13 protein-coding genes are annotated in these 17,335 nt (G+C 32.8%); 1 reads left to right on the top strand and 12 read right to left on the bottom strand.

Translation table 11 applies throughout. From position 1 onward, the window contains the following. Positions 1 to 523: 523 nt before the first annotated feature. From J6L95_RS03785 to J6L95_RS03745, 9 genes are all read right to left on the bottom strand, one after another. Positions 524 to 799, bottom strand: a complete 276-nt coding sequence (locus tag J6L95_RS03785; RefSeq protein WP_287458205.1) for a hypothetical protein — start codon at positions 797 to 799, stop codon at positions 524 to 526. A gap of 65 nt (positions 800 to 864) precedes the next feature. Beyond that, on the bottom strand, positions 865 to 2,613 hold the full coding sequence (locus J6L95_RS03780) for a hypothetical protein (RefSeq protein ID WP_287458204.1): 1,749 nt from the start codon (positions 2,611 to 2,613) through the stop codon (positions 865 to 867). Between the two features lie 8 nt (positions 2,614 to 2,621). Beyond that, on the bottom strand, positions 2,622 to 3,731 hold the full coding sequence (locus tag J6L95_RS03775; RefSeq protein WP_287458203.1) for a metallophosphoesterase: 1,110 nt from the start codon (positions 3,729 to 3,731) through the stop codon (positions 2,622 to 2,624). Between the two features lie 72 nt (positions 3,732 to 3,803). After that, positions 3,804 to 4,382: a hypothetical protein gene (locus tag J6L95_RS03770; RefSeq protein ID WP_287458202.1), complete on the bottom strand. Its 579-nt coding sequence runs from the start codon at positions 4,380 to 4,382 to the stop codon at positions 3,804 to 3,806. A gap of 41 nt (positions 4,383 to 4,423) precedes the next feature. Further along, on the bottom strand, positions 4,424 to 5,227 hold the full coding sequence (locus tag J6L95_RS03765) for an ATP-binding cassette domain-containing protein (protein ID WP_287458201.1): 804 nt from the start codon (positions 5,225 to 5,227) through the stop codon (positions 4,424 to 4,426). Beyond that, a complete protein-coding gene (locus tag J6L95_RS03760) occupies positions 5,214 to 7,148 on the bottom strand; it encodes a hypothetical protein (protein WP_287458200.1) in 1,935 nt (644 codons plus the stop codon). Before J6L95_RS03760 ends, J6L95_RS03765 begins: the two co-directional genes overlap by 14 nt. Before the next feature lies 1 nt (position 7,149). Beyond that, the gene (locus J6L95_RS03755) at positions 7,150 to 8,499 is read right to left on the bottom strand and encodes a hypothetical protein (RefSeq protein WP_287458199.1); all 1,350 of its coding nucleotides are present in this window, start codon (positions 8,497 to 8,499) and stop codon (positions 7,150 to 7,152) included. Positions 8,500 to 9,207: 708 nt separating this feature from the next. Next, the gene (locus tag J6L95_RS03750) at positions 9,208 to 9,885 is read right to left on the bottom strand and encodes a GntR family transcriptional regulator (protein WP_287458198.1); all 678 of its coding nucleotides are present in this window, start codon (positions 9,883 to 9,885) and stop codon (positions 9,208 to 9,210) included. Between the two features lie 20 nt (positions 9,886 to 9,905). After that, complete coding sequence (locus tag J6L95_RS03745; RefSeq protein WP_287458197.1) at positions 9,906 to 11,825, bottom strand: aconitate hydratase; 1,920 nt, start codon at positions 11,823 to 11,825, stop codon at positions 9,906 to 9,908. 128 nt (positions 11,826 to 11,953) lie between these two features. On the opposite strand from J6L95_RS03745, the gene J6L95_RS03740 reads away from it, so the two are divergent. Beyond that, positions 11,954 to 13,819, top strand: coding sequence for an ABC-F family ATP-binding cassette domain-containing protein (locus tag J6L95_RS03740; protein WP_287458196.1), 1,866 nt, complete (start codon positions 11,954 to 11,956; stop codon positions 13,817 to 13,819). 11 nt (positions 13,820 to 13,830) lie between these two features. On the opposite strand, the gene J6L95_RS03735 is transcribed toward J6L95_RS03740, so the two are convergent. The 3 genes from J6L95_RS03735 to uraA all read right to left on the bottom strand — a co-directional run bounded on the left by J6L95_RS03735 (position 13,831) and on the right by uraA (position 17,114). Further along, positions 13,831 to 14,250, bottom strand: a complete 420-nt coding sequence (locus tag J6L95_RS03735; protein ID WP_074687105.1) for a VanZ family protein — start codon at positions 14,248 to 14,250, stop codon at positions 13,831 to 13,833. 44 nt (positions 14,251 to 14,294) lie between these two features. Then, positions 14,295 to 15,710: a glycoside hydrolase family 1 protein gene (locus tag J6L95_RS03730; protein ID WP_287458195.1), complete on the bottom strand. Its 1,416-nt coding sequence runs from the start codon at positions 15,708 to 15,710 to the stop codon at positions 14,295 to 14,297. Between the two features lie 153 nt (positions 15,711 to 15,863). Then, entirely contained in the window at positions 15,864 to 17,114 is a 1,251-nt protein-coding gene (gene uraA, locus J6L95_RS03725) for a uracil permease (RefSeq protein WP_202969277.1), read from the bottom strand. Positions 17,115 to 17,335: the final 221 nt, after the last annotated feature.

Genomic DNA, 17,335 nt, shown 5'->3' with positions numbered 1-17,335 from the left:
AAATACTTCATGGCATAATTATCTTGTGATTATCAAAAAATATGTGATACCCAGAACTACAAAAAACAGGTGGGATTGGTCTTCCTCACCTGTTTTCTGCTTTTGGGATAATTATGTATGAAGGGAAATTATGAATAAGTTGTAGCTTTTATCTTTACTACAACTACAGTATATAAATACTTCATGGCATAATTATCTTGTGATTATCAAAAAATATGTGATACCCAGAACTACAAAAAACAGGTGGGATTGGTCTTCCTCACCTGTTTTCTGTTTCGGGATAATTATGTATGAAGGGAAATTATGAATAAGTTGTAGCTTTATCTTTACTACAACTACAGTATATAAATACTTCATGGCATAATTATCTTGTGATTATCAAAAAATATGTGATAAACAAAAAGACATAGCACCTAACAGTGCTATGTCTAATCTATGAGAATGTCAATTTCTGATGAGATAAAGATATGTAGGTTAGCGATTTAGAAAAACTTCATCATACATTCAGAACAGACATATTCATCTACTCCAGTCGCAATAGCCAATCTCTTAGCTCTTCTTGTGGAATATTATGATCCTTGATATCTAATGACAATGAAACATGTTCATTTTCTACCTTTTCTATATGACCATATAACTCAAAAAAGTGATCAAGGTGCGTTTGACTGATTTCATCATCAGCTAGATTTATCAATTTAATAATATTCTTCTTCAACTGCTTTCTTAATGTTTCATCTTCTACATTTTCACTTAGATCAAGTAAATTAGAAACAATAAGATCAAAATCATAATTATGCATATGACCCCTTCTTTCATTACTATTCTATCACTTTTTCAAATAATAAAAATGCTTTTATAAATATTCTATGAGAATTCTTCTAGACTGTAGTTTCTAAATTCATTCTGTACAAGTGATTTAATATCATCCTGATAGAATAATTGAGTTTGTAATTTAGTAGAAGACACTACAAAAGAAGGCTTCTTTTTAAGATAATCTGATTTAATATGACTCGCATATGTGTAAAGATAATAAGTCTCTTTACGAGGAATAAAATAGAATGAGGTATAGGAATGTTCTATCTTAAAGACGATAATAGCCTTATCATCCTTAGAAATCTGATCTTTAGCAAAATACATCTTAGAAAGAGAATAGTTATAAGCAGAAGGAGCATGTCTTACCTGATTATTATAATAGCTTTCAAATGATGCTGTGGCATCATTTTTCATCGCTGTTTTTATTTCTGAAGGAATCTTAGATGATGAATCAAAACGATAAACTAATCCTGATACAGTAAAGGTTCTTTCATCATTTAAGACATTGACTCTCAATTCTTTTGCTTTCTCTTTAGAATACTGAGCCTTGATGGTAATACGATCACCATTTGATAAAGATGTCATTTCTTTATAATTGTAGGTTACAGTTGAAAGAAATGATTTCACATTATCATCATTACTTGTAAGATTGCTTTTAAACTTAACAATCTTAGCTTCACCACTATCTCCTTCATAAGAGAATGAGATATTCTTTACAAGATCAACATCTGTATATGTCGTTGCATGCTTGAAGTAACTTATAGAAGAGATAATGACTACTATAGCTAGCACTATACCAATAAAACGTGGTACCCACTTCAATAGATCTTTGGTAAAAAGTTCTTCTTCAAAGTAAGGAATATGAAGACTTATCATTATCATTGCTAGAAGGCCATTAGTAAAAAATAATCCAGACTGACTAATAAGAGTATTGTACCCTGTACTTACATTAAGCAATGAGTAAAGATAGTCATACTTCTGTATGAGATATTCTGCTTTTATTTTAGTGATATCAACACTAAATGAATGAATATTATTTAGCCGTGTTAGAAATGGGAAAGAGAAGATCATCAATATGATCATCAATAATCCAAATATAAGAATGGGCTTCTCTTTCTTCTCTCTTAATGATATGCCTTCATAGATTATCATTAAGACAAAGGCAATCATGAAGAAAACTCTTGATGATTGTGTCAATATGCCAATATATTGAAGACGTTTTATCTGATAAGAGAGAATATTATTGAAATCTACTTTTGAATAAAGGGAAACAAATAGATAATAGCTTCTTAAAAAGAAGAAGACTGACAATAATAGACTTGTTCCAATAAGTAGACCTAGAATACGATCCTTGTTTTCTTTTTGAATATACTCTTTCTTGTATTGTTCAATAAGCAAGAAGCTTCCTACCATACCTGATAAAAATATTGTAGAAAGCTGACTGATAGATTTAGCTAAAATGGTTGTTTCATCTTTTCCATTCATTAATGATGAAAGAGCTGTTGTATTAGCAAATAATGAATAGAAGCTTATTTTGATAATATCAAAGGAGTAGATAAACCCAATGATAATCAATAAGAATAGTACCATTCTGACATAGTCCTTGCTTTTCTTTAAGAACATGATGATAAACATGATTAAAGAAGAAAGACCTACTGCTAGATAAACAACAGGGAAAAAGATATTTTGAGAAAGAGCATTTTCTAATGTACTAATTGAAACACTTGTATTCAATGCCATAAAGCTCATTGGAATAAGCATCAGCAGCATGAATGATAATAGGATATAAAATCTTTTCATGTTACCTCCTATTTTATTTTAATATTGTGATAAGGAATCCAGCCTACCTGCCCGTCATAGATTCCATAGGCATATTGTCCATATACTCCAATTAAAGCAATTTCATCTTGTTTTTTGACATCAAGAAAAGCATCTGTATAATCATCTAGACAATAGTAATCTTTGTTTCTTATGTATAAGAATTCATTCTTAATCATAAGAATCTGATGTGTTTCTTCTTGATAGCATTTGCTGAACTCTGTTCCTTCTTCTAATACTTCAACTTTGTAATAAGGAAAAGCTATCTTATGGCTATCATGATATTGAGGGTGATAATCCTCTGTAATGATTGCTTTAGGAAGAGGCTGTACTTTCTTTTGGTGAAAAGTGATATCTCCATTTTTTGAAGTGATGATCAATGCATTAAGTTGAGAAATCATTTTTACACCTGTCCCACCATCAATAGAAATAATGCGTTTCTTTTCATCGTAAAGGATATCATTGTTTATTTGTCCTTCACGATAATTTGAAGTAGGAAGATGACCGACAATGACTGTTTCTTTTAAAAGATGACCATAATCCATAAAATGCTGGAATTCCAGGTAAGAAGAAAGACCACATTGCTTATAATCCTCACGTGGTTCAAGTCCAGCATGTACAAAGATGAAATCGTTGAATTTCAATGTTGTGGGAAGATGCTCACAAAAGAGCAGTTCCTTATGAATCTTGCGGGCAATATCTCTTTGAATACCTAGTGGTGTTTCATGACCATCTTCATAATGTCCTTCATTGTACAAGGTTCTGACAATGCCATTGGAAGAAACCCTTTTTAAATATAATGGGATCTCTTTCGCTAGTTCAGGTTCACTCATGATGGCACAAAGTGCCCACTCACAATTTCCCGTTAAGACATAGACACGTGGCAGTTTAGAGAGTTCCATAACATAGTGAATAGTCTCTAGCACCTGATCCCCTTTTTCAATAAAGTCTCCAAGAATGACAAGATAGTCCTCACGTGGACGATATTGTACTTTCTTAAGTAATGCCTTAAATCGATCAAGGTGTCCATGTATATCTGAAATAGCGATTAAGCGATAATCTCCTTTTACGCACTTTGTTAAATGTTTTGGCGCTAACATGCTTACAACTCCTTTTCCTTATTGTACTCAAAAGTGTTCTTTATGGAAAGCAAAAGAGGCGCACTTACGCCTCTATTGGTATTCTTTACGTTTTTTTATTGTCAAAATAATACTTATGACAATAAGTATGAATAAGAAGATTCCATGATCCATCAGATCATAACTGCTTAGCTTAGATCCAGGATAAAGATAGTTGAAGACATTAAAGTCTACTAAAAAGAAGAAGTAGAACATATTCATCAAGATAAGAAGAATAGCAGATAAAAGAGGATTATTGAAAATATAAATAAGAATAGTCTGCATAATTGTTAATTCTATAAGTAGTATCAAAGTTTCTATAAAACATCCATTTGTCAATTGGAAGAAATGGCATATTCCCATAAGCCATATGAAAGATAAGATCAAATAGATAAGCATAATGGGTATCAAGTATAACATACGTCGTTTTAATAATAGTCGCATTACTTCTTCCATATCTTTTTCAAAGAGATGATGTGTCATCATGAAGAAATACAACGGGTAGATAATACTCGTATAAAATCTTATTCTTGAAAATACTTGTATTTCAAATTCTTCTTTTTCACCAATAAAAGTTACTTTATACTGGTATAAAAAATAGAAACATATTCCCCATAATAATACAAGTATCATGAAACCCCACTTATTTATTTTTATTTCATTTCTTAGATATCTCATTTTATTCCCTTAAAGTAGTAGATATAACTGTCAGATAAGGTTTCTTCACAAGGTTCTCCTCTGTCCTCATCTGAGATAATACGAGAAATGCTTTGCTTATTTTGATTGAAGTATTCACTGATAATGAAATCATTTTCTTTTACTTGTGAAGTTGGAACTTCATAAACACGGTTATGTGTTAACTTAAGGAAATCATCTTCATTAAATACTTCTATCTTATGATCTTTTAAAAGTAAGATTTCATCCGCTAATCCTTCTATGTCTTCTACAATATGTGTAGAAATAATACGTGTCATATTTGCACTATGAGACATAATTGTCTTAAAGTGCATACGTTCTTCTATATCTAATCCAGTTGTTGGTTCATCTAGAATAATTAAATCAGGTTTTCCAAGCATGCTTTGTGCTATCCCTAATCTTCTGATCATTCCACCAGATAATGTCGAGCATCTATCACTGCTTTTATCTAATAGATGAACACTTTCTAATACTCGATTGATTTCATCTTCTCTTTCTTCTTTATCAATCTTTTTTAAGAAACAAAGATAATCAAGGAAGTCATAAACTGTCATTTCTTTAAATGCACCAAAGTGCTGAGGAAGATAACCAATTAATCCATTATCTCCCTTGATTGTGCCTTCATTAATAGGAATAAGACCACAAATACAACGTAGAAGTGTCGTCTTTCCTGCCCCATTAGGTCCAAGTAATGCATATGTCTTATTTTCTAGATGTAAGTCAATGTGATCTATAACTGTCTTTCTTCCATATTTTTTTAGTAGACCCTCAATCTTTATCATTTAAATTCACCCCCATTTTATTTAATATTTCCTTATCAGATGCATTCTCTGTAAGCATCTTTGCACATTGTTTAATAAAGTAAGAACTACCAACATTATTGACAGCCTGCTTTATTGCCTCTACGTATTTTTTATTCTCATATTCTTCTCTACATGTCCTGATGATTTCTTTGATGTATTTCTCTTCATCACTATCAAATGAATATCCCATTATTTTCGAGAATATCTTACTTCTAGAATTCTTAAAAAAGATAGAATTTAAAACATCTGACATGTCAATTGATGAGATATTTAAATTACTAGTAAGAATATAGTCATCATAAATAATAAAGCCATTATTATCGCAATAATTTCTATTTAAATCATTGGATGCGATAATGATCTTCTTTTTACTTAGCTTCAAATTGAAATCAAATATAGATGAAAGATAATGATCTATCTCTGTTAATTTCTTATAGATCCTTTTTTCTTCATAAGGATCCATTCCTTCTTCTTTTTCCTCCAATGCTAATTTATCCTTCAAAGGGTGATTTAAACATACAATCTTTCCACCTATTAATGTTAAAGAATCACTGTATCCCTTATAGTTATGATCAAGATTAGTAATAGTCTTGCATCTTGTATTAAGATGCAATTCATAATAGCTCTTATTCTTATTATAGATGTTGAACCCTTCTCCAATATTTTTATACTCCAAGAACAGCTGCTGCTTTCCAGCAAATGGATACCACGCAAAAAATCCTGGCAACATGATGGACTGTTCATTGGAATAGTATTTAGGATGATATCCTTCATAGATGATCTTTATATGGGTATTCTTAATCTTCTTATTAAGATATAAAGCAATATAATCCTTATCAATCTTATAATTTTTCATATCTTTACATACAATCTTTTTAACATGATAATCATGGCTCAATGTCAGATAGTAAATATTCGTTTTTTCTTTTGCATGCATATCCATGCTTGCATCTGCCTTAAGATATCGATTGATGTCGATATTCATCTTGTAGGAAGAAATACTATATCTTGTATCTTGTTTCTTAATCGATTGGTCCATTGTCTGATCATAATAGCCATAATCTCTTAGATCATGTCTTAATGCCCCATCATCTAAGCGATAATAGCTGTAAGGCAATGTGCCATAGATGATCATTGTTAAAGCGGTAATAAGTGAAATAAATTTAAATGGCTTATGTCTTATTGAGATAATGAGGAATAGACAAAGTAAAGCAAACAATAAAAGATTGATGACTCTTGGCTTTTCTATCTGTAGTCCATACTGCAGATTAGGAGACCATTGCCCATTAAAATAAAATAACTTGAAGCTATTCATTATTGAAATCCCTACTCTTTCAATAAGTGATGCATTCATCTTGATTCTCATTGAATAGATAAGAGGTGCTGATAAAAAGAGAATAAGCACATATATAGTGATACCAACTTTTCGATAAGGAATATGAAATATGAGATAAACAATCATCTGGAAGATGATGATGGGTAATACAATATTGAAGAAGAATGTCTGTATCAATAATAGAAATGATTCTTTTATAAACAGCTGTTCTGACAAGCGTAGGCTCATCATGATGAAGGTCATGATACACCAGCATAAAATAAGTGTACTTATAAATATCATAAATGATTTTTTATTTGAACGCGGTGTCGTTTCTACCACTTCTTCAAGATGGTAAGAAGACGTATGATAAAAGAATAATAAAGAAGATAAAGAGAAAAGAACTGCGACATAATAGCTTAAACGTGAGACAGTAAAAAGCACACCTAAAAAAGGAGCTTTTGTAAGCACAAAAAAACCGACAATGATAAATGAAAGAAGATAAGGAATAAGTATAAGATATTTCATTTTAGAACATCTTATATTATTCCATTGATATAACATGTGGGCTTTATATGTCTCCATGTTAATCCCCCCTTGTCTGTACTTTCATCTTTTTAAATATTTCTTCATCACTGTAATCTTTTACAAGCATTTTTACACTCTGCTTAATAAACTGTTTCTCTCCAACATTCTTGACAGCTTGCGTTATATAATCTTTATATTTCATATCATCTTCTTCACATGAAGATAATAATTCCTTATGTAAACTTTTATAAGGAGATTTTAAATCTAATGATGATATTGCAAAATTGTACAGTTTAGCAAGTTTAGAGGAATGTGTATTCTTATTAAGATAGTAAGACATGGTATCATCTACATGTAGATCATAAAGAAGTGAATGATTAGTAAGAATATAGTCATCATAAATTAAATAATCATTATTCGTGTAGTTTCTACCTAAATCATCGGATGCGATGATGATCTTCTTCTGATCTAAATGAACATCTAAATCAAAGACATCCTTTATTATTTTATTTGTCTTTTTGATATTATCTTTAAAACACGTTTCTAATGACGCATTTTTATCTTTTGGAGTATACGCCAACATATTTTTAATGATGGGATCAGAAAGAATCTTAATCTTTCCCCCAATTAATGTTAAAGAATCACTGTATCCCTTATAGTTATGATCAAGATTAGTAATAGTCTTGCATCTTGTATTAAGATGCAATTCATAATAGCTCTTATTCTTATTGTAGATATTATATCCCTCTCCCATATCCGGATACTCCAAGAACAGCTGCTGCTTTCCAGCAAAGGGATACCAAGCAAAGAATCCTGGCAACATGATGGACTGATCATTGGAATAGTATTTAGGATGATATCCTTCATAGATGATCTGAACATTGATATTCTTCATCTTCCTGTTAAGATATAAAGCAATATGATCCTTATCGATCTTATAGTTCTTCATATCTTTACATACAATCTTTTTAACATGATAATCATGACTCAATGTCAGCCAGTAGACATCACTTTCTTCTTTCGCATGCATATTCATGCTTACATCTGCCTGTAGATATCGATCAATATCGATATTCATCTTGTAGGAAGAAATACTGTAGTTTGTATCTTGCTTCTTGATGGACTGCTCCATCGCCTGATCATAAAAGCCATAATCTCTTAGATCATGTCTCAACGCTTCATCATCTAATCGATAATAGCTGTAAGGCAATGTACCATAGATAATCATTGTTAAAGCGGTAATAAATGAGATAGCTTTAAATAGCTTATGTCTTATTGAAATAATCAAGAATAAACAAAGAAAAGCAAACAGTAAAAGATTGATGATTCTTGGCTTTTCAAGCTGAAGTCCGTACTGCAGATTCATTGCCCACTGTCCATTATTATAAAATAGTCTAAAGCAATTCATAAAAGCATCTGGAATACGTGATAGCAATGGTGAAGTGACGCTTATTCTTATAGAGTAGAATAGTGGACTAGTAATAAATATGACTATTAAATATACAATAAAACCTAAGATTCGATGCGTTATCTTAAAGATAAGATACACAATCATCTGAAAGATGATAATGGGAAATAACACATTAATGCTAAAGGTAAGAATTAAAAAAATGAGCGAGTCTTTTGTATAATACTGAAATAAAACAGTAGCCAATAATATAAAAAATATAATGAGACTCCACAATAGAATAATAGTACTCATAAAAATCATTAATGAAATGGTGTGATGAAAAGGTGTACTTTCCATTACTTCCTCTGTTTTTTGTTGGTGACTTCTATAAAATGAATAGAATGTCACTAAAGAAAAGGCAACCGCTATGTAATAAGAAAAACGACTACTTTGTAACATTGGTGAAATTAGAGGCTGTTTCATATAGAGATAGCTTCCCATTAACCAGATTGATGATAAATAGATTAAATAAATAACAAATCTTATTGGTGAATGTCTCATGATTTTCAATTGATATTTGAGATGATCCATATTATCCCCTTCCCTCTATGTAATTTTGTATTATCTTCTAATTTAAGTGTATCCCCATTTTAAAATAAAGACAAAAAAAAACGACCAACGGTCCTTTTTTTCGATGAACGGCAAAAAAATAGTCCTTTATAAGGACTATTTTTTCTGTGATGCATAATATTTTCTGACTAACATCTGTGTTTTCTTGATATGTGTTTTTATCACGTTGATAGCACCTTCGCCATCACGTTCTTTAATAAGATTCAAGATTTCACGGTGCTCTTCTAATGAAGTATCAAGTCTTTCAATTGGACGTAGTGCTCTTTTTGATGTGACTGATACATAATAATGAATATCTGAAAGCAGCTCTTGGAAATAAGGAGATTGCGTAGATTGATAGATCATTTCATGATATAGAATATTAAGTTCACCTAGTTTACCTTGATCTCTTTTCATTGTATAGAATTCCATAAGTTCGAAAACTTCCTGGATCTTTGCGAAATGGATGTCATCCATTCTCTCTATGGCAAGTTTGATGGCTAAAGATTCTAATTGAATTCTAATTTCAAACATGTCATCAATATCTCTAGGTGAGAATCCTTTGACATATACCCCTTTATTAGGAATACTTTCTGCTAATCCTTCTAGTTCTAGCTGTTTTAAGGCTTCTCTTATTGGGGTACGACTAATATTAAGTTCTTTTGCAAGAGAGAGTTCATTTAATTTGTCTCCTCTTTCATAGTCTCCATTTAATATCCTATCTCTTAGCAATTCAAAAATCTGTGTTCCCAATGATCCATGTCTTCCAGACTCAAATATTGGATTTGATGCCATAACTTACCTTCTTTCTTTATTTAGAAATCACCGCCGATTTCTTTAATTGCATTTAATAATCCACCATATTCTATCATAACTTTCTCTCTTTTAGAAAGTGTTAAAGTCGCATTAATTGTTTTTCCTGTTGTATCATTAGAAATAACAACCTCTTTATTATCTTCAACGCTTTCTTTAAGATTGTGGAATGTGAATAAATCTTGATCATTGAAGAAGTCATAATCTTCTTTCTTAATAACAAGTGGAAGAATACCATTGTTAATTAAGTTTGAACGATGAATACGTGCAAATGATAAAGTAACTACAGCCTTGATCTTTAAGTAGTTAGGTACAAGTGCAGCATGTTCTCTTGATGATCCCTGTCCATAGTTGTCACCACCAACAATAAATCCACCATTGTTGGCAACTGCTCTCTTATAGAAATCAGGATCTACTTTATAGAATGAGAATTTTGCAAGATGTGGGACATTTGAACGATAAGGAAGAAGTTTTGAATCTGAAGGAACAATATGATCAGTTGAAATATTGTCTCCTACTTTTAATACCATCTTTCCAGTATAGCTGTCTGTAAGCTTTTCTCCTCTTGGAACTGGCTTGATATTTGGTCCCATATAGACTTCATGATTTGGATCATAATCGTTAATGAAGTAATTAGGATTCTTAATAAATGGAGTCATTGGTACTTCTTCTAATGCTTCATAATCACTGAAGTCACTTGAGAAACATCCTTTAATAGCTGAAAGTGCAGCTACTTCAGGTGATACTAAGTAGACACTTGCATCATTTGTACCTGAACGTCCTTTAAAGTTTCTATTAATTGTACGAAGTGATACCCCTTTAGATAAAGGTGCCTGACCCATACCGATACATGGTCCACATCCACATTCTAGAATACGTGCACCTGCATGAATCATATCTGCTAAGGCACCATTTTCTGATAGCATTGCTAAAATTGAAGATGACCCTGGTGCAATAACTAATGAAACATTGTCGTTAACACGATGTCCTTTTAAGATAGCTGCAGCATGCATCATATCGTTAAGTGATGAGTTTGTACATGAACCAATAACAACCTGGTTGATTGGCATACCTTCTAATTCTGTAGCAGATACTACAGCATCTGGACTATGTGGTTTAGCAACCATTGGTTCTAATGTAGAAAGATCAATATCTAATCTTTCATCATAAGTTGCATCTTCATCAGCACTCATTTCTACATAATCTTCTGCACGACCCTGCTGTTTTAAATAATCTAGCGTACGTTCATCAGTTGGGAATACCGAAGTAGTAGCTCCTAATTCTGCTCCCATATTACAGATAGTAGCTCTTTCAGTTAAAGATAAATCTTTAATACCTTCTCCTGTGTATTCTACAATCTTGTTAACGCCGCCTTTTACAGATAATTCCTGAAGTACTTTCAAGATAACATCTTTAGCACTTACGAATGGTTTTCTTTTTCCTGTTAAGTTAACCTGTAAAACAGATGGACAAGATAAATAATAAGTACCCGTTGCCATTGCCACTGCAACATCAAGTCCTCCTGCTCCAATCGCAACCATACCCATAGCACCACATGTAGGTGTATGTGAATCACTTCCGACTAAAGTCTTTCCAGGTTTAGAAAAGTTTTCTAACTGAAGCTGGTGACATACTCCATTACCTGGACGTGAGAATGTGATTCCATGTTTTTTCGCAACTGATCTAATAAATTCATGATCATCCATGTTTTCAAAACCAGTCTGTAACATATTATGATCAATATAAGCTACAGCCTTTTCAACAGCTACATGTCCAACATTCATCGCTTCAAGCTGTAAGTAGGCCATTGTACCTGTACTATCCTGTGTTAAAGTCTGATCTATCTTAATCGCAATTGGTGTACCTGCGACTAATTCTCCTTTTTGTAAATGGTTGTTTAAAATCTTATAAGCTAGATTCATATTCTTTCCTCCTCTTATTGTATACAATTATACATAACAATCATAAAAATACAATATCTTACTGATAATCTTTTGCTTTTTTCTTCTTTTTCTTCCTAATTATGATAGAATAACACCGGTGATGAAATATGATATTATCTTGTTCATCTCTTACGAAATCCTATCTTGGCAAGGATGTATTAAAGGATGTATCGTTTAAGCTAGAAGAACATGACAAGCTTGCGATCATTGGTGTCAATGGTGCAGGTAAATCAACGCTTCTTCGTATTCTTCAGGAAGAAGAACATGCGGATTCTGGAGAATTTTCTTTTAATAAGAACATGAAGCTTGGATACTTATCTCAGGAACATGCTTTTGATCTTGAGAAGAGTATCTATGATACATTAAAAGAACCTTTTGAGGATCTCATCGTTATTGAAAAACGTATGCGTGAACTTGAAAGTCTGATGTCTACATCCTCAGATCTAGATGGAATCATGAGAGAATATGATACATTAACACAAAAATTTGAGCATGAAAATGGCTATGAGATGGAATCTCGTATCAAAGGTGTACTTAACGGGTTAGGCTTTGAAGAAGATATGTGGAATGCCCCAATGGGTATTCTTTCTGGTGGACAGAAGACACGTATTGGTTTAGGACAGCTTCTTTTAAGATCACCTGATCTCCTATTGCTAGATGAACCTACAAACCACCTTGACCTTGATTCTATTGAATGGCTAGAAAACTATCTTAAAAACTATAGTAAAGCTGTCATTGTCGTATCCCATGATAGATACTTTATTGATCAGGTCTCTAATATGATCATGGAAATAGAGAATGGGAAATCTACTTTATATAAATGCAGCTATGAACAATATGCGACTATCAAGAAGCATAATCGTGATGTTGAATTGAAGCATTATCTTAATAATCAAAAAGAAATTAAGCGAATGCAGGATTCAATTGATACACTTAAATCATTTGGTAGAGAGAAACAGGTAAAACGTGCTGAATCTAAAGAAAAAGCTCTTGCGAGAATGGAGAAGCTTGATCGTCCTGAAGCATTGCCTTCACATATTCGTTTTGCTTTTGATCCAGAAGTTGAATCAGGTTATGATGTCTTAAAAGTTGAAGATTTAGCGATGGCTTTTGATAAGCCCCTCTTTGATAATCTTTCTTTTGATGTAAAACGTGGAGAAAAAGTCGGACTTCTTGGACCTAATGGTATTGGAAAAACCACATTCTTCCACTTGTTGCTAAATGACTATACACCAATATCTGGACGTATCAAGATTGGTGTAAAAGTAATGATTGGCTACTATGATCAGGAACAAAGATCATTAAATCCAAGCAAGACCATCTTTGATGAAATCAGCGATGCTTTCCCGAGAATGACAAATACGGAAATAAGAAATATCTGTGCGACTTTCTTATTTAGAGGGGATGATGTCTTTAAGACTATCGATTCCTTGTCCGGTGGAGAAAAGGGACGCATTGTTCTTATTAAGCTTCTATTAAATAAAGCGAATTTCCTTGTTTTAGATGAACCTACAAACCATCTGGATATTCAATCAAAAGAAATACTTGAAGATGCTCTTCTTGATTTCCCAGGAACCATCCTCTTTATTTCCCATGACCGTTACTTTATCAATAAAATAGCAACAAAGATTGTCGATATGAATGCTCATGGAGCAACAACTTATATCGGTGATTATGATTATTTCATGGCACATAAAAAAGAGGAAAAAGCTGCTGTTGAAAAGAAGGTCAATAAAGATTATCTTGAAACTAAGACACAACGCTCTATGGATCGTAAGATTAAAAATAAGATCAAGAAAGTTGAAGAACAGATTTCTTTACTTGAAGAAGAAATCTGTGATCTAGAACAGTTGCAGACAACTGATGAAGTTATCAATGATTACGAAAAATACAATGAAATAACTGCGCAGATTGAAGAAAAGAACAATCAGCTAGAAGAAAAAATGGAAGAGTGGGAAGCTCTTAATGAATAAGCCAGACACATTTAATGTGACTGGCTTTTCTTTATTAAATATAAGACTGTCATAAAAATAATAGCTCCACTTAAATCAATGAGACAATCAGTAAAGCATCCTGCTCTTCCTGGGACAAATGTCTGATGCCATTCATCTAGACAGGCAAAAAGAAATGTCATGATCAGTGAAACTAGAATATGATGTTTCTCTAATGTATGAGAGAATCCATAATACAATGTTAATGAGAGGACACCAAATTCACTCATATGCGCAGCTTTTCTAATTAACAGTATGACTGTTTCTTTTGAGAAAGGCAAAGTGACAAGATGATTTAGCCACTCATAAATCTGATAAGAAAGACTTCCTGACTGTTCTCCATTTTGAGCAGAGAATCCAAAGATAAAGAATAATATGATACACGATGGTATAAAGTATAGTATTTTTTTCATATTGTCTATTATAAAGAAAAAAGAGAATTCCACAAGGGAATTCTCTAGTCTGATAAATCTTCACCGTTAGTAGCAATAACTTTCTTATACCAATAGAATGAATCTTTTTTGTATCTGTTTAGTGTACCAACTTCTTCATCTGTTGTATCTACATAAATGAAGCCGTATCTTTTACGAATACCTTCATGAGTAGAAACAAGGTCAATAGCTGACCATGGGCAATATCCCATCATGTCTACACCATCGCTAATGGCAAGCTTTAATTGTTCAATATGTGCTCTTAAATAAGCAATACGATAATTATCATGAATCTTACCATCTTCTAATTTATCATAAGCCCCTAATCCATTTTCAGTTACGATAAGTGGTAAATGATAACGAGAATAAATTTCTCTCATGTTTGCACGGAAACCTAATGGGTCAATTTCCCATCCAAATTCTGTCTTAGTAAGATTTGGATTCTGATATCCACGATAGTATCCCGCTTCACCTCTTGCGGTCTGCTGATCAGCACCTGGATCTAGTTCATCAGTAATATCTGAATGCTGAACAGTAGCAGTTGAATAATAGTTAAATCCAATAAAGTCAGGATGAGCATTCTTTAATGCTTCCTCATCTCCTGGCGCAAATGTAGGTGTAGCATCATTTTCTTCAAGATAACGCCATACTAAATTATTATAGCGACCAAATACAGCCATATCTAAATATAGCCAGTTTCTAATAGCATTATATTCCTGTGCAGCCAAGACATCTTCTGGCTTACATGATGCAGGATAAACAAGTGAAATATTAGGAGCAGGACCGATTTTTGATTGTGGACAGATTTCATGGCATAATGCCATAGCTTTTGCTTGAGCAACCAGCATATGGTGGTTTTGCTGATATGTTTCTTTTAACACATTATCTGTTCCTTCTGGAATACGTAAAGTTCCAATGAGTGGTCCTACCAATGTCAGCATATTCTGTTCATTGATAGTCAACCAGTACTTAACTTTATCACCGTAATTTTCAAATAATACACGTGCAAATTCTACGAACCATTCAACTGAGTCTGGATTAGACCAAGATCCTCTTTGATCCAATGCATCTGGCATATCAAAATGGAACATTGTAATCAATGGTTCAATACCATATTTTAAGCATGTATCAATCACTTTATGATAGTGATCAATACCCTTCTGATTCACTTTTCCAGTACCTTCTGGTAAAATTCTTGTCCAAGCAATAGAGAAACGATAAACCTTAAAGCCCATCTCTGCCATTAGCTTGATATCTTCTTCATATCTGTGATAATGATCAGCACAAATATCCAATGGTGCTGTGCCTTCTGGGAGTTCCTTTACATCCTGACATGAAGGACCTTTTCCATCTGATAAATTAGCACCTTCTACCTGATAAGCAGAAGTTGATGCTCCCCATAAAAAATGAGCAGGGAATTGTTTTAAATTTTGATCTCTCATAATATCTCTTTCTCCTTTTTACATCTTAATTATATGCAAAAAAAATAGGAGTACTGAGTTTCTTTCACAAATAGAAAATGAATATCAACGTTTATCTGACAATGAAAATTCATTTCACTTATCAAAAAAGAGATATAAGTTAATCTTATATCTCTACTCTTCATTTAACATATGACATTTTCCTAATAGATGGAAAACTAATGATAATATCATTCCTACCATGCAGGCTAATACCATACCTGATAATGAAATGTTTCCAATTGAAATCTTAATACCACTTAATCCTACTACAAAGATAACTGAAGTTAAGATTAAGTTCGTACTTTTACCGTAATCTACCTGATGATCAACAAGTACTCTTAAACCACTTGTACCGATCATACCATAAAGCAAGAAGCTGATTCCACCGATTACTGGATTAGGAATTGTCTGAATCAATGCAGCTACTGGTCCAATAAATGAACAGATGATAGAAAGAATAGCAGCTCCAGCGATAACCTGTACACTGTATACACCTGTTACAGCCATTACACCAATATTTTCACCATAAGTTGTAGTTGGAACAGATCCAATTAAACCAGAAATCATTGTTGAGAAGTTATCTGCAAATAATGAACGATGTAGTCCTGGATCTTTGATTAAGTCTCTACCAACAATCTTACCAGTAACAAGCTGATGTCCAATATGTTCTGATGCAATAACCAATAAGACCGGAAGCATCATAACGATAGCGTTAATATTGAACTTAGGGAACTGGAAATGTGGGATTGCAAAGAATGATGCTTTTAGCACTGGTGTGAAATCAATCATTCCACATAATACTGCAGCAATATATCCACATACAACAGCAACTAAGATAGGTATAACACTCCAGAATTTCTTGAAGCATACACTACCAAATACAGCAACTAATAATGTAACTAGGAATACAATTAAGTTTTTAGGATCAACAACTTTATCTAATAAACCAGCAGTACTTGCGGCTGAAGAAGATAATTCTAATCCAATCAATGCAACAACTGGACCCATGGCCGCAGCTGGAAGCACGACATCAATCCACTTTGTTCCAAACTTATAAAAAATGCCTGCAAGAATACATCCGCAGAACCCGACTGCAACGAATCCTCCCAATGCATACTGATAACCCATATTCTTAATAATGATAGTTGCAGGTGCAATAAATGCGAAACTGCTTCCTAAGTAGGCAGGTGCTTTCTTCTTAGTAATTAAGATAAATAGCAATGTTCCTAACCCATTCATGAATAATGCGATAGCAGGATTAATTCCAAATAAATATGGTACCAAAACCGATGCCCCAAACATCGCGAACATATGCTGAACACTTAATGGCAGCAGCATTTTAAATGGTACTTTTTCTTCAACTTGAATAATACGTTTAGCCATAATATCCCTCCCGTTAAACGTCCATATATTTATATCATATTCCTAAAAAATTACAAATACTTTTTAACTAAAAGACAAAAAAATAAATATCCTCCGGCATAGCCGGAGGTTTTTCAGTTTCGGGCATAGCCCTGCTCCTACTAGCACGGTACGTAAACCGTACTATTACTTCGTACGGCTCCGCCAACTGCCCGAGCATTTATCTTTTCGTTCTTTTATTT

The sequence above is a fragment of the Kandleria sp. genome, from assembly GCF_017934775.1.
Classification (GTDB): domain Bacteria; phylum Bacillota_I; class Bacilli_A; order Erysipelotrichales; family Coprobacillaceae; genus Kandleria; species Kandleria vitulina.
Note: the sequence above shows the minus strand (reverse complement) of the source record. Positions and strands in the feature narration are given on the sequence as shown.